This window comes from Streptomyces chrestomyceticus JCM 4735, assembly GCF_003865135.1.
Taxonomy (GTDB): domain Bacteria; phylum Actinomycetota; class Actinomycetes; order Streptomycetales; family Streptomycetaceae; genus Streptomyces; species Streptomyces chrestomyceticus.
In genome coordinates this window covers 2,489,943-2,509,297 of sequence record NZ_BHZC01000001.1, presented here as the reverse complement: position 1 = coordinate 2,509,297, position 19,355 = coordinate 2,489,943, and the positions used below count along the sequence as shown (strand labels likewise).

Here is a 19,355-nt window from a genome sequence, read left to right as displayed (position 1 = left end):
GACGAGGTCGCCGCGAAGTCCGCTCGTACGAGGCAGCCCGGCCGGGAACTTCGCCATAGCTCGGCACGCTTGCATACAGTGACAGAACTTTCTCGCAAGCGGATCGAAGGGACGTACATGCCCATGGGTCACACGGCCACAGAACAAGCCGGCTCCGGCGGCCTGACAGCGACCGAGCACCGGCTGGCCAACGGCCTGCGTGTGGTGCTCTCCGAGGATCACCTGACCCCGGTCGCCGCGGTCTGCCTCTGGTACGACGTCGGCTCGCGGCACGAGGTCAAGGGCCGTACGGGCCTGGCCCACCTCTTCGAGCACCTCATGTTCCAGGGCTCCGCCCAGGTCTCGGGCAACGGTCACTTCGAACTGGTCCAGGGCGCCGGCGGCTCCCTGAACGGCACCACCAGCTTCGAGCGCACCAACTACTTCGAGACCATGCCCGCCCACCAGCTCGAGCTCGCGCTGTGGCTGGAGGCCGACCGCATGGGCTCCCTGCTGACCGCGCTCGACGAGGAGTCCCTGGAGAACCAGCGCGACGTCGTCAAGAACGAGCGCCGGCAGCGCTACGACAACGTCCCCTACGGCACGGCCTTCGAGAAGCTGACGGCCATGGCCTACCCGGAGGGACACCCGTACCACCACACGCCCATCGGCTCGATGGCCGACCTGGACGCCGCCTCCCTGGAGGACGCGCGGGCCTTCTTCCGTACGTACTACGCGCCCAACAACGCGGTGCTGTCGGTCGTCGGCGACATCGACCCGGAGCAGACCCTCGCCTGGGTGGAGAAGTACTTCGGCTCGATCCCGGGCCACGAGGGCAAGCAGCCGCCGCGCGACGGCTCCCTCCCGGACGTCATCGGCACGGAGCTGCGCGAGGTCGTCGAGGAGGACGTCCCGTCCCGCGCCCTGATGGCCGCCTACCGCCTCCCGCACGACGGCACCCGTGAGGCCGACGCCGCCGACCTGGCACTGACGGTGCTCGGCGGCGGCGAGTCCTCGCGGCTGTACAACCGCCTGGTGCGCCGTGACCGTACGGCCGTCGCGGCGGGCTTCGGCCTGCTCCGGCTGGCCGGCGCCCCCTCGCTGGGCTGGCTGGACGTGAAGACCTCCGGCGGCGTCGAGGTGCCGGACATCGAGCGCGCCGTGGACGAGGAGCTGGCCCGCTTCGCCGACGAGGGCCCGAGCCCCGAGGAGATGGAGCGCGCGCAGGCCCAGCTTGAGCGCGAGTGGCTGGACCGGCTCGCCACGGCCGCCGGGCGCGCCGACGAACTGTGCCGTTACGCGGTTCTGTTCGGCGACCCGCAGCTCGCCCTGAGCGCCGTGCAGCGCGTCCTGGAGATCACCCCGCAGGAGGTGCAGGAGGTCGCCAAGGCCCGGCTGCGCCCCGACAACCGCGCGGTCCTCGTGTACGAGCCGACCGAGCCGACCGCCGCCGAGGACAACGACGAGGAGGCGGCCCAGTGAGCGACGCCGTCAGCAGCACGATGACCTTCCACCCGCAGCCGGCCGGCGGCGACCCCAAGCCGTGGGCCTTCCCGGCCCCCGAGCGCGGCCGGCTCCCCAACGGGCTCACGGTCCTGCGCAGCCACCGTCCGGGCCAGCAGGTCGTCGCCGTCGAGATCGACATCGTCGCGCCCCTGGAGGCCGAGCCGGCGGGCCTGGACGGCGTCGCCACGATCATGGCGCGCGCCCTGTCCGAGGGCACCGACAAGCACGACGCCGAGGAGTTCGCCGCCGAGCTGGAGCGCTGCGGCGCCACTCTGGACGCGCACGCCGACCACCCCGGCGTCCGGGTGTCCCTGGAGGTCCCGGCCTCCCGGCTGGACAAGGCGCTCGGCCTGCTCGCCGACGCCCTGCGCGCCCCCGCCTTCCCGGACGGCGAGGTCGAGCGCCTGGTGGCCAACCGCCTCGACGAGATCCCGCACGAGCTCGCCAACCCGGCCCGGCGTGCCGCGATGGCCCTGTCCAAGGAGCTGTTCCCGGCCGACTCGCGGATGTCGCGGCCGCGCCAGGGCACCGAGGAGACCGTCGCCCGTATCGACGCGGCGGCCGTGCGGGCCTTCTACGAGGCCCATGTACGCCCCGCCACGGCCACCGCGGTCGTCGTGGGCGACTTCATCGGCGTCGACCTGGACGCGGCCCTCACGGAGACCCTCGGCGCCTGGACGGGGTCGCCCGCCGAACCGGTGAAGGCCAGCCCGATCACCGCCGACGACACCGGCCGGGTCGTGATCGTCGACCGCCCCGGCGCCGTCCAGACCCAGTTGCTGATCGGCCGGATCGGCGCCGACCGGCACGACCGCGTCTGGCCCGCGCAGGTGCTCGGCACGTACTGCCTGGGTGGCACCCTCACCTCCCGCCTGGACCGGGTGCTGCGCGAGGAGAAGGGCTACACCTACGGGGTGCGCTCCTTCGGGCAGGTGCTGCGCTCCTCGGCCGACGGCGACGGCGCCGCGATGCTCGCCATCAGCGGCTCCGTGGACACCGCCTCCACCGGCCCGGCGCTGGATGACCTCTGGAAGGTGCTGCGCACCCTCGCGGCGGAGGGCCTGACGGACGCCGAGCGCGATGTGGCCGTACAGAACCTCGTCGGGGTCGCGCCGCTGAAGTACGAGACCGCCGCGGCTGTCGCCGGCACCCTCGCCGACCAGGTCGAGCAGCAGCTCCCCGACGACTACCAGGCCCGGCTGTACGAGCGGCTGGCGCGGACCGGCACGGTCGAGGCGACCGCCGCGGTCGTCAACGCCTTCCCGGTCGACCGTCTGGTGACGGTCCTGGTGGGCGACGCCGCCGAGATCGAGGAGCCGGTCAAGGCGCTCGGCATCGGAGAGGTGACGGTCGTCAAGGGCTGAGGGGCGTCACCGGCACGTCTCCGGCCCGGACGGACGGCCTGTGACCCGAGTGTGTGACGAACGGTGACATAAGGGATCCAGTGGTGCGCAGGCGCCACTGGATCTTCTTTATGTCCCAATTGTTGGGGGTGGTTGCACGGTGCCCGTGTGGCGTACGGCACAAATCCGGGGTTCTGTTTGCCGATTGAAAGTGGCCCCGTTTAGCGTCGATCCGGCTGTCCGCAGGATCACCGCCGCAACCGCGGCACGGACAGTCATCGCCGAGTCCCCGTACGGCGCGAGCCAGGGGAGCCGGGGACCCGCCCTCTTGTCGCCGACTTCGGCGCAGGAGGGGCCCGTCCTTGGGGTGAATCGGACGCCTTCCCGGAGGCGCCCGTAGGAGACCTTCCTGCTCCGAACCCGTCAGCTAACCCGGTAGGCGAGAGGGAAGGAAAGGACACAGCCAGCCCATGGCGTTCACCCGTGCCACCGGGAAGCACCGTGGTCCGAGCCGCAGCGCGCGGACGACCCGTAACCTCGCCGGCATAGCCACGCTCGCCGCGTCCGGCGTCATCGCCTCCGTCGCCTCCCCGGCCCTGGCGGCCGGCAACCCGGACGACGCGGGCAACCACGACACCGGCCTCCACCACGCCGTCGTCCTCGGCGACGAGCTCGCCGAGCAGATCGAGGCGCAGGCCGACGCGCAGCAGGAGGCCGCCGAGGCCGCCGCCGCGCAGGCCAAGGCCGAGGCCGAGGCGCGCAAACAGGCCGAGGAGGCCAAGCGCCAGGCCGAGGCCGAGGCCAAGAAGGAGCGCGAGGCCAAGGAGCGCGCCGCCCGCGAGGCCGAGCGCAAGCGCCTGCTCATGTACGTCGCGCCGATCGACGGCTCCTACGTCTCCACCAGTTACAAGGCGTCCAGCGGCCTGTGGTCCTCCGGCAGCCACACCGGCATCGACTTCCACGCCGACTCCGGGACCACCGTCCACGCCGTGGGCTCCGGCACCGTCGTCGAGGCCGGCTGGGGCGGCGCGTACGGGAACAACGTCGTCATCAAGATGAACGACGGCACCTACACCCAGTACGGCCACCTGTCGTCGATCAACGTCTCGGTCGGCCAGACCGTCACCCCGGGCCAGCAGATCGCCCTGTCGGGCAACACCGGCAACACCACCGGCGCGCACCTGCACTTCGAGGCCCGCACCTCGCCTGAGTACGGCTCGGACATGGACCCGGTCGCCTACCTGCGCTCGCACGGCGTGAACGTCTGACGGACACCCGTCCCGCTCGTCACTCCCGTCGCACCCGTCCCCCGTACGATGCCCCGGCCCCCGTGGCCGGGGCATCTGCGTTTCCGCCCGTGCGGCACCTGGCCAAAAAATATCCATGAATGCGCCATGGCCGTCGGATATCCGGTTCCTGTCGCATAGAGTCGCGTCGGGAAAGTCGCCGTCCGGCGGCATTTCCGGAAGTTCCCAGCGGATTACGGCGGAGGCACAGACGATGCGAGGTCCCCTTTCCGCGCATGTGGTGTGCACGGCGATCCGCGACGACATCGTATCCGGCGTCCTCCCGCCGGGCAGCCGCCTGATCGAGGAAATGCTGGCCGGCCGTTACGGGGTCTCCCGCGTTCCCGTACGCGAGGCGCTGCGCACGCTGCAGTCGGAGGGCTTCGTCGTCATCCGGCACCACGCGGGTGCCTGTGTGGCCGAGCCGACGGAGCGGGAAGCGGCCGACACCCTGGACGTCCGGGCGCTGCTGGAGCCGCTCGGCGCCGCGCGCGCCGCGGCCCGCCGCACCGCGGCGCACATCAAGGTGCTGCGCGGTGTCGTACGGCTGGGCCGTGAGCGCGCCCGGCACGGCCACTGCGCCGAGCTGCGCCAACTCGACGGCTGGTTCCACGAGACGCTCGCCCAGGCGTCCGGCAGTACGGGCCTGGCGGCGCTGCTCACCCAGGTGCGGCGCAAGATCGACTGGATGTACGTGGTCGAGCCCCCGGCCCGCGACGAGCGCTCCTGGGAGGAGCACGGGGCGGTGCTGGACGCGGTGGGCCGTGGGGACGCCGAACGGGCCCGCGCCCTGATGGCGGCGCACATCGAGCGCTCGCGCCCGGCGTACCGGCTGCGTCCGGTGGTTCCCGGGCCGGCGGTGAGGGATTCGAAACAGACCGTAAACACGGCGCGCGAACGGAATTAACAGGCGGGCCGTATACAAGCGGTAGGTGATTTCGTCGGGGTATCGGCAGGGGTTCCGGTGCGGTGCGGCGGGCTGCGGAAAAGTGCGGATGAATTACCGCGAGGGTTTTGCAGGGGTGCAGTGGAATCGCGGGGGAGGCGTTGCGGGAATTCCCCGGCGTGCTCCGTAGCGGCGGCGTGTGCATTTCCGGGGTGCCGCCCTTCGGCCGTGGCCTACGGCGACGCACGAAAAACGGCCCCGCCCCGGCGCCGGTGAACCGGCTACCGCGGCGGAGCCGCGAACACAGTGACCCGCGAAGCGGTTCAGACGGTCTCCGGGAGCTCCTCGAGGCCCTCGGCGACCAGCTTCGCGAGACGGTCGAGCGCGGCGTCGGCGCCCTCGGCGTCGGAGGCCAGCACGATCTCCTCGCCACCCTGGGCCCCCAGGCCCAGCACGGCCAGCATGGAGGCCGCGTTGACCGGGTTGCCGTCGGCCTTCGCGATCGTCACGGGAACCCCGGCGGCGGTGGCCGCACGGACGAAGATCGAGGCGGGGCGGGCGTGCAGACCCTCGGCCCAACCGACATTGACGCGGCGCTCAGCCATGGTGTTGCCCTTCAAGTCGTAACGGTTGTCTAGACCAGTGTCTCATGTCGCCGGGAGTGCTCCGGCAGCCCGCGGCGGCGCCGGGGACGGCGCTTTCCGCAGGCCGGGGGCACGCTACCGGCGGCTCCACGGCGCACGCCCGCACCGTCCGCCATCCGGGACCGCGCCGTCCAGTCCCCACCCGGCCCCTCCTCCTGAACCCTTCCGCCGCCGCGCCCGCCGCCCGGCCCCCTCCGTCCGGGGCCGACCGTCCCGACCCAGACTGCCCCGGCCCGCACGGGCCCGCACACCGAGCCGGTTGTCAGTGCCGGGCCGTACGCTGTCCCCCATGCAGAGCCCGTCGGACAGCGTCTACCCGGCCCACTGGGAAGCCGATGTCGTGCTGCGCGACGGCGGCACCGCGCGCATCCGTCCCATCACCCCCGACGACGCGCAGCGCCTGGTCTCGTTCTACGAACAGGTCTCGGACGAGTCGAAGTACTACCGCTTCTTCGCGCCCTACCCGCGCCTGTCCGACCGCGACGTGCACCGCTTCACCCACCACGACTACGTCGACCGGGTGGGCCTGGCCGCCACCGTGGGCGGCGAGTTCATCGCCACGGTCCGCTACGACCGCATCGACGACCGCGGCCGCCCCGCCAAGGAGCCGGGCGCCGACCAGGCCGAGGTCGCCTTCCTCGTGCAGGACGCCCACCAGGGCCGCGGGGTGGCCTCCGCCCTCCTGGAGCACGTCGCCGCGGTCGCCCGGGAGCGCGGCATCCGCCGGTTCGCGGCCGAGGTGCTGCCCGCCAACACCAAAATGATCAAGGTCTTCACGGACGCCGGGTACACCCAGCAGCGCACCTTCGAAGACGGCGTGGTGCGCCTGGAGTTCGACCTGGAGCCCACCGAGCAGTCCATGGCCGTCATGCGCGGCCGCGAGCAGCGCGCCGAGGCCCGTTCCGTGCAGCGCCTGCTGGCACCCGGCTCGGTCGCCGTCATCGGCACCGGCCGCGCCCCCGGCGGCGTCGGCCGCTCCGTCCTGCGCAACCTCCTCGACTCCGGCTACCCGGGCCGGGTGTACGCGGTCAACCGCGCCTTCCCCGAGGGCGGCGCCCGCCTCGACCCCGAAGGCGTGCCCGGCCACCGCTCGGTGCCCGAGATCCCCGAGCCCGTGGACCTCGCGGTGCTCGCCGTCCCCGCCGCCCAGGTCCCCGACGTGGTCCGCGACTGCGGCGAGCACGGCGTACGCGGCCTGGTGATCCTCTCCTCCGGGTACGCCGAGTCCGGCCCCGAGGGGCGCGAGCGGCAGCGCGCCCTGCTGCGCCAGGCCCGCTCGTACGGCATGCGGCTCATCGGGCCGAACGCCTTCGGCCTGATCAACACCGCGCCGGACGTCCGGCTGAACGCCTCCCTCGCCCCCCAGATGCCCGGCGCCGGGCGCATCGGCCTGTTCACACAGTCCGGTGCGATCGGCATCGCCCTGCTCAGCGGACTGCACCGGCGCGGTCCCGGCGACGGCTCGATCGCCGGCATCTCCACCTTCCTGTCGGCCGGCAACCGCGCCGACCTCTCCGGCAACGACCTGCTCCAGTACTGGTACGACGACCCCGCCACCGACGTCGCGATCCTCTACCTGGAGTCCATCGGCGACCCGCGCAAGTTCATGCGGCTCGCCCGCCGTACGGCCGCCGTCAAGCCCGTCGTCGTCGCCAAGGGCGCCCGCCACACCGGCACCGCGCCGCTCGGCCACACCGTCCCCACGGTCCGTATCCCCGACAGCACGGTCTCCGCCCTGATGCGCCAGGCCGGCGTGATCCGCGTCGACACGGTCACCGAGCTGATCGACGCCGGGCTGCTGCTCGCCTCCCAGCCGCTGCCCGCCGGCCCGCGCGTCGCCATCCTGGGCAACAGCGAGTCGCTCGCCCTGCTGACGTACGACGCCTGCCTCACCGAAGGACTGCGTCCGCTGCGTCCGCACGTCCTCGCCGCCGCTGCCACTCCCGAGGACTTCCGTACGGCGCTGTCCGCGGCTCTGGCCAACGGGCTCTGCGACGCCGTCGTCGTCACGGCCATCCCCTGGGTGGGGGAGGAGGGTGTGGCCTCCCCGGGCGAGGGCGCCGACCTCGCCGCGGCGCTGCGCGAAGCGGCCTCGTCCGCCGCGCCCGCCAAGCCGGTCACCGTCGTCCACCTGGCCATGGACGCCCTCGCCGACGCGCTGGCGGCGCCGCCGCCGTCCGAGGCCCCCGCCCCGCAGCGCGGCAGCGCCCCGCAGCCGTCCGAGGCCACCCCTCCACAGCCCGGCCCCACCCCGCCGCCCTCCGCCCCAGCCACCTCCGCCCCCGCTCCCGCCCCTCTCATCCCCGCCTTCCCCGCCGCCGAGCGCGCCGTCCGGTCGCTCGCCCAGGCGGTGCGGTACGCGAAATGGCGCCGGGACGCCGCCGACCCGGGCCGGGTGCCCGAGTACGAGGACATCGAGGAGGCCGCCGCCGGCGCCGACATCGACCGGCTGCTCGACGAGCTGGCCCGGCACGCCGACATCACCCGCTCCGTCCCGCTGCCGGCCGAGGACGCCCACGCCCTGCTGGCCCGGTACGGCATCCCCGTCCGCCCGGCCCACCCGGCCCCCGACCCGGACACCGCCGTACGGGCCGCCGCCCGCCTGGGCTACCCGGTCGCCCTGAAGACCACCGCACCGCACCTGCGGCACCGCCCCGACCTCGGCGGCGTCCGCCTCGACCTGACCGGCGAGGCGGAGCTGCGCCGCGCCTACGCCGAGCTGACCGACTTCCTCGGCAAGCCCGAGGAGCTGCGCCCGGTCGTCCAGCCGATGGTGCCGCGCGGCGTCGACACGGTCGTCCGCGCCGCCATCGACCCGGCCGCCGGCGCCGTCCTGTCCTTCGGCCTGGCCGGCGCCCCCTCGCAGCTCCTCGGCGACACGGCACACCGCCTCATCCCGGCGACCGACCGCGACGTCGCCGAACAGATACGGTCCATCCGCACGGCTCCGCTGCTGTTCGGCTGGCGCGGCAGCCAGCCGGTGGACACCGCCGCCCTGGAGGACCTGCTGCTGCGGGTCTCCCGGCTGGTCGACGACCACCCCGAGGTCGTCGGCGTCGACCTGGAGCCGGTCGTCGTCGCGGCACACGGCCTGGCCGTCCTGGACGCCACGGTCCGCCTGGCCCGTCCGCCGGTCACCACCGACCTGGGCCCGCGCCGGATGCCCGCCTACTGAGCGCCGGCACCCGGGACCCCGGCCGGGGGCCCCGGGCCCGGACGCGGCCTCTCGGGCCCGCCCCGGCCGGTACGCCCCGTAAGATGGCCGCATGGCTAAGACCGGTACGACGACCCAAGGGCTGCGCGCGGCGATCGAGCGCAGCGGCTATTACCCGGCCCTGGTGGCCGAGGCGGTGCAGGCCGCGGTCGGCGGCGAGCCGGTGGTGTCGTACTTGGTCCACCAGGAGACGACCTTCGACGCCAACGAGGTCCGCCGCCATGTCACGGTCCTGGTCCTGACCGGCACCCGCTTCATCGTCAGCCACACCGACGAGCAGTCCGCCGACGACACCTCCCCGTCGCCGTACGCGACGACCTCCACCGAGTCCGTGAAGCTGGGCCGGATCTCCTCGGTCGTCCTCAGCCGGGTGGTCGCCAACCCCGAGTCGTACACCCCGGGCCGGCTGCCCCGCGAGGTCGTCCTGACCATCGGCTGGGGCGCCGTCGCCCGTCTGGACCTGGAGCCCGCCACCTGCGGCGACCCCAACTGCGAGGCCGACCACGGCTACACCGGCTCCTCGACGGCCGACGACCTGTCGCTGCGGGTCAGCGAGGCCGGCGACGGCCCGGACACCGTGCGGCAGACCCTCGCGTTCGCCCAGGCCCTGTCCGAAGCCACCGCGGCCACCACCCGCTGATGGCGTACGCCGTCCCCGCCTGGCCGGAACCGGAACCCCTCGACCTGGCCGGCGCGCCGGTGCCCGCGTACGGCACCGGCTCGCTCGCCGACCTGCTGCCCGCCGTCACCGCGGGCCAGGGCCTGACCCTGCCCGGCGCCGCGGGCCCCGGCATGGACCTGGACCCCGCCGACCGGGTCTGCGTCTTCCTCGTCGACGGTCTCGGCTGGGAGCTGCTGCGCGCCCACCCGGACGAGGCGCCGTTCCTGACGTCCCTGCTGGACAGCTCGTTCAACCGCACCGGCCGTCCGGTCACCGCCGGCTTCCCGGCCACCACCGCCGCCTCGCTGGCCTCCGTCGGCACCGGGCTGCCGCCGGGCGAGCACGGCCTGGCCGGCTACACCTGTCTGAACCCGGACACCGGCGAGTTGATGAACCAGCTTCGCTGGCACCCGTGGACCGACCCGTACGCCTGGCAGCCGTACCCGACCGTCTTCCGGCAGGCGCACGCCGCCGGCATCCACACCTGCCAGGTCTCCGCGCCGAACTTCGAACGCACCCCGCTCACCGAGATCGCGCTCAGCGGCGGCACGTTCCACGGCCGGCTCGCCGGTGAGGAGCGGATGGACCTGGCGGCCGAACAGCTCGCCGCCGGCGACCGCTCGCTGGTCTACACGTACTACGCCGAGGTGGACGGCGCGGGGCACCGCTACGGCGTCGACTCCGACGCCTGGCGCGGCCAGCTCATGTACGTCGACCGCCTCGCCCAGCGCCTCGCCGAGCAGTTGCCGCCGCGCAGCGCCCTGTACGTCACCGCCGACCACGGCATGATCGACATCCCGTTCGGCCCGGACCACCGCATCGACTTCGACGAGGACTGGGAACTGCGGGCGGGCGTGCGGCTGCTGGGCGGCGAGGGGCGCGCGCGGCATCTGTACGCGCACCCCGGCGCCGCCGGTGACGTGCTCGCGGTATGGCGCGAGGTGGTCGGGGAACATATGTGGGTGGCGGGCCGGGACGAGGCCGTCGCCGCCGGGTGGTTCGGCCCCCGGGTCGACGACCGGGTCCGGGCCCGCATCGGTGACGTCGTCGTCGCCGCGCACGCCGACATGGTGATCGTGGCGAGCGAGACGGAGCCGCGCGAGTCCGCGATGGTCGGGATGCACGGCTCGATGACGCCGGCCGAACAGCTCGTACCGCTCCTCGAAGTCCGCACCTGAGCCCCGTACCCGGGCCGCGCGCCTGAGCCGGCCCCGCACGCCTGCCCCCACACCCTGACCCGCAAGCCCTGTCCCGTCCGCCCGGCGAGCCCACCCCCACGTGCGCTCCCGCCCGCCCCCACTCGCCCCGAGCCCGAAAGGCCCGCGTTCTCCCATGCCCGAGCTGGTGTTCTTCTCCGGAACGATGGACTGCGGAAAGAGCACCCTCGCTCTGCAGATCGAGCACAACCGCTCGGCCCGCGGCCTGCAAGGAATGATCTACACGCGGGACGACCGGGCGGGCCGCGGCAAGCTCTCCTCCCGCCTCGGACTGGTCACCGAGGCCGTCGAGGCGACGGACGGGATGGACTTCTACGCCCACATCGTCGCCGCCCTGAGCTCCGGCGGCCGGGTGGACTACGTCATCGCCGACGAGGCGCAGTTCCTCGCCCCGGACCAGATCGACCAGCTCGCGCGCGTCGTCGACGATCTGGAGCTGGACGTCTTCGCCTTCGGCATCAGCACCGACTTCCGCAGCAAGCTCTTCCCCGGCTCGCAGCGCCTGGTCGAACTGGCCGACCGCATAGAGGTCCTCCAGGTCGAGGCGCTGTGCTGGTGCGGCGCCCGCGCCACGCACAACGCCCGCACGCTCGACGGCCAGATGGTCGTCGAGGGCGCGCAGGTCGTCATCGGCGACGTCCACAGCGCTCCCGCCGAGGTGGGCTACGAGGTGCTCTGCCGCCGCCATCACCGGCGCCGCCAGACCTCGGCCTCCGCCCACGCGGCGGCGCTGTCCCCGGACGTCCTGCCGGTCTACAGCGCCGAATAGCCCCGGCCGGCGGAACCGGAGGGCGCGCGGCACCGGTACCGCGCCTCGCTCAGCACCGCGCGCCCCGTCCGCGCCCCTCCGGCCGCTCGCTCAGCGCCGCGCCCTGGCCGGGCCCCCGCCCGCTCAGCCCGGCTGCTGGAGCACCGCGAACACGGCCCCCTCGGGGTCGGCGACCGTCGCCACGCGCCCGTACGCGGTGTCCTGGGCCGCGCGCACCTCCTGGCCGCCCAGCTCCGTCACCCGCCGCACCGCGGCATCGGTGTCCGAGACGGCGAAGTACGTCATCCAGTGCGGCCCCAACTCCCGCGGCAGCGCGTCACCGACACCGTGGACGCCCGCCACCGGCCGCCCCTTCAGATGCAGCGTCAGGTAGTCCGGGACCGTGCCCTCCGGCCGGGTCTCGTACCCGAACACCGCTTCGTAGAAGGCGGTCACCCCCGTCTCCCGGGTCACCAGCTCGTTCCACACCGGCGCCCCGGGCACGCCGACCAGCGCCGCGCCCACCATCTCCTTGCCCTGCCACAGCCCGAAGACCGAACCCTGCGGGTCCGAGGCGATCGCCATCCGCCCCGCCTCGTCGTCCGCGTCCAGCGGCCCGACGGCGACCGTGCCGCCGCAGCCGCGGATCTGCTCGGCCGCCGCGTCCGCGTCGTCACTCGCCAGATAGGTCGTCCAGGCGACCCGCAGGTGGCGGTCGGGCGCCAGTTCCCCGATACCGGCCACCTCCCGCCCGTGGAGATACGCCCGGACGTAGGGACCGAAGTGCTGCGGTCCCGGTTTGAAGTCCCAGCCGAACAGCGCGCTGTAGAACTGCTCCGTCGTGGCCAGGTCGTGCACCATGAGACTCACCCAGCAAGGCGCGCCGGGCGTCCGCCGAGTCGTTGCCTCGGTCGTCATCGTCACTCTCTCCTCGGACCATCGGGGTGGTGGCCGTGCGGGGACCGGGCGCGAGTGCGCCGTCCCGTGCAGATGCTCGCACCCCTCATCCGCTGCGCGTCCCGGCCGCGCCGTCTTCGGCGCGTTCCCATGGGAGAATGCCCGATTTGATGTTTCGCACCCGTTTCGGCGACGTTGCCGTTCGGGGACGTACGACGTGCGCCGCCCGGAGGAGCCCCGTAGGACCCGGCGAAGATCCGCAGGGGTGCGGGCACCTTCAGTACTCCGCCCTCCCTGCGCGAGGATGACCCCATGAATCCCCTCATCACCGCCGCCGGACTGGCGGACGCACTGGCCTCCGGGACCCCACCGGTCCTCCTCGACGTCCGCTACCGGCTCGGCGGCCCGCCCGGCCGCCCCGAGTACGAGGCGGGGCACCTGCCCGGCGCCGTCTACGTGGACCTGGACGACGAGCTCGCGGGCCCCCCGGGGCCGGCCGGCCGACACCCCCTCCCGGACCTCGACGCCTTCGCCGGGACGATGCGCCGGGCCGGGGTCTCGGCGGACCGCCCGGTCGTGGTGTACGACGGCGCGCAGGGCTGGTCGGCGGCCCGTACGTGGTGGCTGCTGCGCTACACCGGCCACCCCTCGGTGCGGGTCCTGGACGGCGGCCTGGCCGCCTGGACCGCGTCCGGGGGAGCGCTGAGCACCGAGGAGCCGGCCCCGGCGCCCGGCGACTTCACCGCGGCGCCCGGCGCGCTGCCGCTGCTGACGGCGGACGAGGCGGCGGCCCTGGCCCGGCGGGGCGTCCTGCTGGACGCGCGGGCCGGGGAGCGCTACCGCGGCGAGGTGGAGCCCATCGACCGCGTCGCCGGGCACATCCCGGGCGCGCTGTCCGCGCCGACGACGGAGAACCTCGCCGCCGATGGCACGTTCCTGCCACCCGCCGAGCTGGCCGCACGCTTCACGGCCCTCGGGGCCACCGCGGACGCCGAGGTCGGCGTGTACTGCGGTTCGGGGGTCTCCGCCGCCCAGGAGGTGCTGGCGCTGGCGGTCGCGGGGGTGCCGGCGGCGCTGTACGTGGGTTCCTGGAGCGAGTGGTCGGGCGACCCGGCACGGCCGGTGGCCACCGGAGCGGAGGCGGGCTGACACCCGAGGCGGGCTGACGCCGGCAGCGGCGCCTGGCACCTGGCCGAAAACGTCCCGTACGCCCGTTCGCGATGACGGGCGGGTGTACGGACGGCGGCCGAATGGGTGACGGGCGCGGCCGACCGTACGGGATGGCGGACGGGGGCACGGGGCGGCGGAGGACGGCGTCCTCGTCGCCGGGCCGCCGGCCGTACCGTCCCCGCTACTCCGGTTTCTTGCGCCGCGTCCCGAAGACGATCTCGTCCCAGCTCGGTACGGCGGCGCGCCGCCCGGGCCGTACGCCGTCGGCCTCGGCCTGGCGGTCGGTGGTGCCCGTGAGGCGGTCCCGGTGACCGGCCACCGCCCGTGGCATGAGCACGTCGGCGTAGGCCGAGCCCGCGCCCGCGCTCGCCGCCGGAGCGGCCGGCTCCTCCAGCTCCTCGTCCTCGACGGACTCCTCCTGCGCCGGTGCCTTCACCGGCTCGGGGACGACCATGTCGCCACGGAAGCTCGGCACCGCCTCCAGGAGGCTGGTCAGGGAGTCGCGCTCGCCGGAGCCGTCCTCGGCCCGCGCCGGCTCGTCGTCCTCGGCACCCGCACGGTCCCGGTCGCGGTCCTGCGACTGGCGGTCCAGGGCGCGGTCCAGCGGCCGGTCGCGCGGCAGCCGCGCGATCCGCGGCACGAACGGGAAGCTGGGCTCCGGGGTGTCGTCGGTCTCGCCGATCAGCGCCCGCGCCTCGTCGTCGACGGCCTGGACCAGCCGCCGCGGCGGGTCGTAGGTCCAGCTCGCCGAGTGCGGCTCGGCGGCGACGCGGTAGACCAGCAGGACTTCCCAGGTGCCGTCGTCGCGCCGCCAGGAGTCCCACTGCACGGAGTCCTTGTCGGCGCCGCGCAGCAGCAGCCGCTCCGCGACGGCCTCGCCGAGCTGCGGGCCGGTGTTCTCCCCGGGGCGGCGTACGGGCGTCTTGCGGGCCCGCTCGGCCATGAAGGCGCGCTCGGCGAGCACCGGGCCCTCGAAGCGGCGCACCCGGTCGACCGGGATGCCGGCGAGCTGGGCGACCTCTTCGGCGGAGGCACCTGCTCTTATACGCGCCTGGATGTCCCGCGGGCGCAGGTGGCTCTCCACCTCGATCTCGATCTGGCCGAGCCGCGCGCGGTCGTTGCGGACGGCGGCGCGCAGCCGCTCGTCGATCGGAAGCGTGTACTCGGTGCTGTCCGCAGCTTTGAGCACCAGCCGTGTGCCGTCGTTGGAGACGGCCACGACACGCAGTTCGGGCATGGGGACCTCCCGGGTGGTGCCTGCCGACGTCACGTGCGTCGCTGCTTCCGCTAGTCGAGTGTGGCCTGCCCGGGTGCAGCCTGCCACAACATTGCCGAGTTACCCGGCGTGTCGAGGCTTGGCCCAGAAACGCCGTTATGACACGGTTACCTGTTCGCAACGCTCAGTGACCATGTCCTGTTCCTGCTCCCAGTCACCCGTGCCCGGTGGCGGCACCCGGGGGTGAGTGCCACCTTCCGGCCCCCTCCCGTGTATCCGGGCAGCCGGACGGGATTCCGGGGCCAGGGCTCGCCACAGTACTCCATTCGGGCCACGGAGGTGGACCGCCGCGCCGCCCAAGTTCTCCCGCGCCAAGGGAGTTGGTCGCCTTGTCGATCTCTCTACACGGTGTGACGGGTGGCGAGGTTCACAGAATCCGCAGAATCGGAACTACCGGCTTCGCCCATAGGTCACTTGTCCGTGCAAGATGGATCGAAGGGGCGATCAAAGGCTGGAGATGGACAACAAAAGCGATACCGACACGAAAAACAAGGAGAAACGGCTCGACCTGAGCGTTCCTCAGGTCGCGGGCAGTGCCCTGGCGGCCGCCGTCGCCGCCTTTCTCGCCGGGCAGCTCGGCGTGTACGGGACCATCATCGGCGCGGGTGTGGTGAGTGTCGTGGCCACGACCGGTGGCTCGATCTTCCAGCACCTCTTCCGGCGGACCGGCGAGCAGCTCAAGGAGGCCGCCACCGTCGGCACCCGGCCGAAGCCGCGCCGGTCCTCGGGCTCCCGCAGAACGCCGGGCGCCGGGTCCGGCACCGGCATGGTGCTGCCCACCTTCGACCGGCAGGGCGCGGAGGACGAGATCACGTCCGTCGCGGCCAAGGACGAGGGCCGGGCCGGCGACGCCGACCGTACGCAGTTGCTGCCGCAGGCCGGGGACCCGGACGGCGACCGTACGCGGCTGCTCCCGCAGGCCGATCCGGCGCGGGCCTCCGGAGCGGACGCCGGAGCCACCGACAAGACGCAGATGGTGCCGCGTCTCGACGACCGGACCATGGCGCTGGGGCAGGCCCGGCCCGGCCACCCGCCGGCCGGCGCCACCGCGGTGCCGCAGCGGGCCGACGAGGTCAGCACCGCCACGTACGGCACCCGGCTGCGCGGCTGGAAGCGGCCGGCGCTGGCCGCGTTGGCGATCTTCGTGCTGTCGATGGGGGCCGTCACCTGCGTCGAGATGGTCACCGGGAAGGACGCGTCGGGCAGCCCGGGTACCTCGGTGGGCAACTTCTTCGGGAGCAGCGGGCACAAGTCCGAGCCGAAGACTCCGCCCGCCACGGACCAGCCGTCGCCCGGCACCTCCCACGGTGACGGCTCGACGGGCAGCACGCCGTCGCCCGGCGTCAGCAGCTCCACCGGCACCGGCACCGGCACCGGCGACGGCGGCACCGGCAGTACGGGCAAGCCGTCCACGCCGACGCCGAGCCCGGACGCGAGCCGGAGCGGCAAGCCGACGCCGCCGCCGAGCCCGCAGCCGTCGAAGTCCGGCGGCGGCACCGGGGGCGACACCGGCAAGGGCGGTGACGACTCCGGGGGCGATTCCGGCGACCGGAACAAGCAGGAGCCCGGCGGACAGCAGGCTCCCGACCCGAAATCCTCGTGAACACGGGACGGAAATCCGTGCCCGGGCGGGACGTAATGCCGCCCCGTCCGGGGACCGAATCCCCTTAACCGGAGCGGAATTTCCGTCCTCCGCGCGGACCGAATGCCTTTCGGCGGGAGAACGGACGGGGCCGCCCCGCGCGGGCGGTGACCGAACGGCCCGGACCCGGCACTGCGCCGGGTCCGGGCCGTTCCGCTGCCGGGCCCGCGGGCCCTCCGGGCCGTTCATCCCTGCGGGACGTTGGGCCGAATGAGCGTTTCAGCCGTCCGGGCGGTCCGGCCGGCCCGGCCCTGCCTCACTCGCCCAGCACGCGCCGCAGGTAGGCGTTGGTGAACAGGCGTTGCGGGTCCAGCCGGTCGCGCAGCGCGGTGAACTCGCCGAATTGCGGGTAGACGCCGGAGAGGTACGCGGCGTCCCGGCTGTGCAGCTTCCCCCAGTGCGGCCGGCCGCCGTGCGCCGTCATGATCCGTTCGGCCGCGGTGAAGTACGCCCGGTACGGCGTCCCCCGGTACATGTGTACGGCCAGGTAGGCGGTGTCCCGCCCGGAGGCGGTGGACAGCGGGATGTCGTCGGCGGGCGCGGTCCGCACCTCCACCGGGAAGCTCACCCGGAAGTCCGAGCGTTCCACCAGCGCCCGCAGCTCGCGCAGCGCCTCGACGGCGGCCGCCCGCGGCAGCGCGTACTCCATCTCCACGAAGCGCACCCGGCGCGGGCTGGTGAAGACCTTGTACGGGATGTCGGTGTACGTACGGGCCGACAGCGCGCGGCTGGAGAGCCGGGCGATCCCCGGGACGGTGGCGGGCACCGCCCGGCCGACGGCGCACGCGGCGCGGAAGACCCCGTTGGAGAGCAGCTCGTCGTCTATCCAGCCGCTGACCCGGCCGAGCGGGGCGGCGGGGCCCTGGCTGCGGTTGTTGCGCTTGGTGCTGCAGTTGCCGGTGTGCGGGAACCAGTAGAACTCGAAGTGCTCGTTCTCCGCCACGAGCTGGTCGAACTCGGCCGTCACCCGGTCGAACGCCATGGGCTCCTCGCGGGCCGACAGCCAGAACTGCGGCTCCACGGCGAAGGTGACGGAACTGATCACGCCCAGCGCCCCCAGGCCCACCCGGGCCGCCGCGAAGACCTCGGGGTTCTCGGTGGCGGAGCAGGTGAGCACCGAGCCGTCGGCGGTGACCAGTTCGAGCGCGGTGATCTGGGCGGCTATGGACGCCGAGTCGCGGCCGGTGCCGTGGGTGCCGGTGCTCGCCGCGCCGGAGACGGTCTGCTCCATGATGTCGCCCATGTTGGCCAGCGACAGGCCGTGCGCGGCGAGGGCGCGGTTGAGCTGCTGGAGCGTGGTGCCGGCCGCCACGGTCACGGTGCCGGCGGCGCGGTCCACCTCCCGTATGCCGGTCAGGCGCTCGGGACGGATGAGCAGCCCGTCGGTGGCGGCGACCGCGGTGAAGGAGTGGCCGGTGCCGGCCGCCTTGACCGTGAGCCCGTCGGCGGCCGCCGCGCGGACCGCCGCGGCCAGTTCGCCGGTGGAGGCGGGCGAGACGCTGCGGGCCGGCTCCACGGCGACGGTGCCCGCCCAGTTACGCCAGGCGGGCCGGGGCCTGGTCCCCCGTATCGCCCGGACCGTGCGGGCCGCTCCCGCCCGTACCGCTGTCCTGTTCCTGCCGGTCGTCCGCTGTGCCTCGGTCATCTGCGCCCGTCCCCTCCCGATGCGGCGCCGGCCGCAGCCGGCGGTATCCGAGGAACGCCACCGCCGCCGCGAGCGCCCCCGCCACGGCCGGCACCAGGTAGCCGCGCCCGGCTCCGGCCGCGTCCACCACCCACCCGGCGGCGGACGAGCCGAACGCCACTCCGACCGCGAGCCCGGTGCTGGTCCAGGTCATGCCCTCGGTCAGATTCGCGCGCGGTACGTGCTGCTCGACGAGGGCCATGGTGGTCACCATCGTCGGCGCGATGGACAGGCCCGCGAAGAAGAGCGCCACGGCCAGCAACGGCAGGTTCCCGACCAGTTGGAGCGGGATCATACTCACGGCCATCGCACAGACACCCACCAGCCACCGGCGGGCGGCCGGGCCCTTGAAATGGATCATCCCGAAGACCACGCCGGCGGCGCACGACCCGAGCGCGTAGGACGCCAGCACCAGGCTGGCGGCGCCCTGGTGGCCCTGCTCCTCGGCGAACGCCAGCGTCACCACGTCGGTCGCACCGAAGATCGCGCCGGTCGCCACGAACGTCACCACCAGCACCTGGAGGCCGCGGGAGCGCAACGCCGAGCCCTTGGCCTGGTGTTCGCGCGGATGCGGCGGCGGCTCGGTCGCCCGCTGCGCCGTCAGCCAGAAGACCCCCGCCACCAGGAAGACCGTGGCCAGCAGCGGGCCCGCCTCGGGGAACCAGGAGGTGCACAGGCCGATGGAGAGGATGGGCCCGACGATGAAGCACGCCTCGTCGACGATCGACTCCCAGGAGTAGGCGGCGTGCAGCAGGCGCGGCGAGCTGTGGTGGACGGCCGCCCAGCGGGCCCGGACCATCGAGCCGACGCTCGGCACACAGCCCGCGCAGGCCGTGAAGACGAACAGCGTCCAGTCCGGCCAGCCCTGCTGCGCGCTCACCAGCAGGCCCGCGATCGCCGCCGCCGAGATCAGGGTCACCGGGCGCAGCACCCGGCGCTGGCCGTGCCGGTCCACCAGCCGGGACACCTGCGGGCTGAGCACCGCCGAGGCCAGCGCGACGGTCGCCGCCAGGGCGCCCGCGAGGCCGTACCTGCCGGTCAGCAGGGAGACCATGGTGACGATGCCGATGCTGGTCATCGACAGCGTCATCCGGCCCAGGAAACCGGCGGCCGTGAACGACTTGGTGCCGGGCGTGTCGAAGAGCGCGCGGTACGGGCTAGGCATGGGGGAGCTCCGCCGGTGAAGAGCCGATGCCCGGAAG

General features: G+C 73.8%; 15 protein-coding genes and 1 riboswitch. Of the genes, 10 read left to right on the top strand and 5 right to left on the bottom strand.

The genetic code is table 11. From position 1 onward, the window contains the following. Window positions 1-117: 117 nt before the first annotated feature. The 4 genes from EJG53_RS10245 (at window position 118) to EJG53_RS10230 (ending at window position 5,021) form a co-directional block, all read left to right on the top strand. Window positions 118-1,461, top strand: a complete 1,344-nt coding sequence (locus EJG53_RS10245; protein WP_125049294.1) for a M16 family metallopeptidase — start codon at window positions 118-120, stop codon at window positions 1,459-1,461. A gap of 20 nt (window positions 1,462-1,481) precedes the next feature. Next, a complete protein-coding gene (locus tag EJG53_RS10240; RefSeq protein ID WP_125049293.1) occupies window positions 1,482-2,849 on the top strand; it encodes a M16 family metallopeptidase in 1,368 nt (455 codons plus the stop codon). A 248-nt stretch (window positions 2,850-3,097) separates the two neighbouring features. Then, window positions 3,098-3,285, top strand: a riboswitch (cyclic di-AMP (ydaO/yuaA leader). A gap of 13 nt (window positions 3,286-3,298) precedes the next feature. Beyond that, window positions 3,299-4,096 carry a M23 family metallopeptidase gene (locus tag EJG53_RS10235; RefSeq protein ID WP_031009122.1) on the top strand — a complete coding sequence of 266 codons (798 nt, stop codon included), beginning with the start codon at window positions 3,299-3,301 and terminating at the stop codon, window positions 4,094-4,096. Window positions 4,097-4,328: 232 nt separating this feature from the next. Next, window positions 4,329-5,021, top strand: coding sequence for a GntR family transcriptional regulator (locus tag EJG53_RS10230; protein WP_125044598.1), 693 nt, complete (start codon window positions 4,329-4,331; stop codon window positions 5,019-5,021). Window positions 5,022-5,323: 302 nt separating this feature from the next. Here EJG53_RS10230 and EJG53_RS10225 read toward each other — a convergent pair whose 3' ends face one another. Further along, window positions 5,324-5,605, bottom strand: a complete 282-nt coding sequence (locus tag EJG53_RS10225) for an HPr family phosphocarrier protein (protein WP_030021209.1) — start codon at window positions 5,603-5,605, stop codon at window positions 5,324-5,326. A gap of 328 nt (window positions 5,606-5,933) precedes the next feature. On the opposite strand from EJG53_RS10225, the gene EJG53_RS10220 reads away from it, so the two are divergent. From EJG53_RS10220 to EJG53_RS10205, 4 genes are all read left to right on the top strand, one after another. Continuing rightward, complete coding sequence (locus tag EJG53_RS10220) at window positions 5,934-8,819, top strand: bifunctional acetate--CoA ligase family protein/GNAT family N-acetyltransferase (protein WP_125044597.1); 2,886 nt, start codon at window positions 5,934-5,936, stop codon at window positions 8,817-8,819. A 91-nt stretch (window positions 8,820-8,910) separates the two neighbouring features. Continuing rightward, the gene (locus EJG53_RS10215) at window positions 8,911-9,498 is read left to right on the top strand and encodes a DUF5998 family protein (RefSeq protein ID WP_003981824.1); all 588 of its coding nucleotides are present in this window, start codon (window positions 8,911-8,913) and stop codon (window positions 9,496-9,498) included. Beyond that, complete coding sequence (locus EJG53_RS10210; protein WP_125044596.1) at window positions 9,498-10,697, top strand: alkaline phosphatase family protein; 1,200 nt, start codon at window positions 9,498-9,500, stop codon at window positions 10,695-10,697. Before EJG53_RS10215 ends, EJG53_RS10210 begins: the two co-directional genes overlap by 1 nt. Window positions 10,698-10,851: 154 nt before the next feature. After that, window positions 10,852-11,505 carry a thymidine kinase gene (locus tag EJG53_RS10205; protein WP_031012774.1) on the top strand — a complete coding sequence of 218 codons (654 nt, stop codon included), beginning with the start codon at window positions 10,852-10,854 and terminating at the stop codon, window positions 11,503-11,505. 123 nt (window positions 11,506-11,628) lie between these two features. Here the strand turns inward: EJG53_RS10205 and EJG53_RS10200 are convergent, their stop codons facing one another. After that, window positions 11,629-12,402, bottom strand: a complete 774-nt coding sequence (locus EJG53_RS10200) for a VOC family protein (protein WP_125044595.1) — start codon at window positions 12,400-12,402, stop codon at window positions 11,629-11,631. Window positions 12,403-12,693: 291 nt separating this feature from the next. On the opposite strand from EJG53_RS10200, the gene EJG53_RS10195 reads away from it, so the two are divergent. Beyond that, window positions 12,694-13,530: a sulfurtransferase gene (locus tag EJG53_RS10195; RefSeq protein ID WP_125044594.1), complete on the top strand. Its 837-nt coding sequence runs from the start codon at window positions 12,694-12,696 to the stop codon at window positions 13,528-13,530. Between the two features lie 202 nt (window positions 13,531-13,732). On the opposite strand, the gene sepH is transcribed toward EJG53_RS10195, so the two are convergent. After that, window positions 13,733-14,788, bottom strand: a complete 1,056-nt coding sequence (gene sepH / locus EJG53_RS10190) for a septation protein SepH (protein ID WP_125044593.1) — start codon at window positions 14,786-14,788, stop codon at window positions 13,733-13,735. 496 nt (window positions 14,789-15,284) lie between these two features. On the opposite strand from sepH, the gene EJG53_RS10185 reads away from it, so the two are divergent. Next, window positions 15,285-16,430: a hypothetical protein gene (locus EJG53_RS10185; RefSeq protein ID WP_125044592.1), complete on the top strand. Its 1,146-nt coding sequence runs from the start codon at window positions 15,285-15,287 to the stop codon at window positions 16,428-16,430. 295 nt (window positions 16,431-16,725) lie between these two features. On the opposite strand, the gene EJG53_RS10180 is transcribed toward EJG53_RS10185, so the two are convergent. Then, window positions 16,726-18,114: a D-arabinono-1,4-lactone oxidase gene (locus EJG53_RS10180; protein WP_125044591.1), complete on the bottom strand. Its 1,389-nt coding sequence runs from the start codon at window positions 18,112-18,114 to the stop codon at window positions 16,726-16,728. Next, window positions 18,005-19,318 carry an MFS transporter gene (locus tag EJG53_RS10175; RefSeq protein WP_244955085.1) on the bottom strand — a complete coding sequence of 438 codons (1,314 nt, stop codon included), beginning with the start codon at window positions 19,316-19,318 and terminating at the stop codon, window positions 18,005-18,007. The genes EJG53_RS10180 and EJG53_RS10175 overlap by 110 nt, the downstream gene beginning before the upstream one ends. Window positions 19,319-19,355 lie beyond the last annotated feature (37 nt).

Bases quoted from the DNA above. Each gene is read 5' to 3' on its own strand.
- EJG53_RS10245 (WP_125049294.1), top strand. From the start codon at position 118: ATGCCCATGGGTCACACGGCCACAGAACAAGCCGGCTCCGGCGGCCTG.
- EJG53_RS10210 (WP_125044596.1), top strand. From the start codon at position 9,498: ATGGCGTACGCCGTCCCCGCCTGGCCGGAACCGGAACCCCTCGACCTG.
- EJG53_RS10240 (WP_125049293.1), top strand. From the start codon at position 1,482: ATGACCTTCCACCCGCAGCCGGCCGGCGGCGACCCCAAGCCGTGGGCC.
- sepH (WP_125044593.1), bottom strand. From the start codon at position 14,788: ATGCCCGAACTGCGTGTCGTGGCCGTCTCCAACGACGGCACACGGCTG.
- EJG53_RS10205 (WP_031012774.1), top strand. From the start codon at position 10,852: ATGCCCGAGCTGGTGTTCTTCTCCGGAACGATGGACTGCGGAAAGAGC.
- EJG53_RS10200 (WP_125044595.1), bottom strand. From the start codon at position 12,402: ATGACGACCGAGGCAACGACTCGGCGGACGCCCGGCGCGCCTTGCTGG.
- EJG53_RS10215 (WP_003981824.1), top strand. From the start codon at position 8,911: ATGGCTAAGACCGGTACGACGACCCAAGGGCTGCGCGCGGCGATCGAG.
- EJG53_RS10175 (WP_244955085.1), bottom strand. From the start codon at position 19,318: ATGCCTAGCCCGTACCGCGCGCTCTTCGACACGCCCGGCACCAAGTCG.
- EJG53_RS10235 (WP_031009122.1), top strand. From the start codon at position 3,299: ATGGCGTTCACCCGTGCCACCGGGAAGCACCGTGGTCCGAGCCGCAGC.
- EJG53_RS10185 (WP_125044592.1), top strand. From the start codon at position 15,285: ATGGACAACAAAAGCGATACCGACACGAAAAACAAGGAGAAACGGCTC.
- EJG53_RS10230 (WP_125044598.1), top strand. From the start codon at position 4,329: ATGCGAGGTCCCCTTTCCGCGCATGTGGTGTGCACGGCGATCCGCGAC.
- EJG53_RS10225 (WP_030021209.1), bottom strand. From the start codon at position 5,605: ATGGCTGAGCGCCGCGTCAATGTCGGTTGGGCCGAGGGTCTGCACGCC.
- EJG53_RS10180 (WP_125044591.1), bottom strand. From the start codon at position 18,114: ATGACCGAGGCACAGCGGACGACCGGCAGGAACAGGACAGCGGTACGG.
- EJG53_RS10195 (WP_125044594.1), top strand. From the start codon at position 12,694: ATGAATCCCCTCATCACCGCCGCCGGACTGGCGGACGCACTGGCCTCC.
- EJG53_RS10220 (WP_125044597.1), top strand. From the start codon at position 5,934: ATGCAGAGCCCGTCGGACAGCGTCTACCCGGCCCACTGGGAAGCCGAT.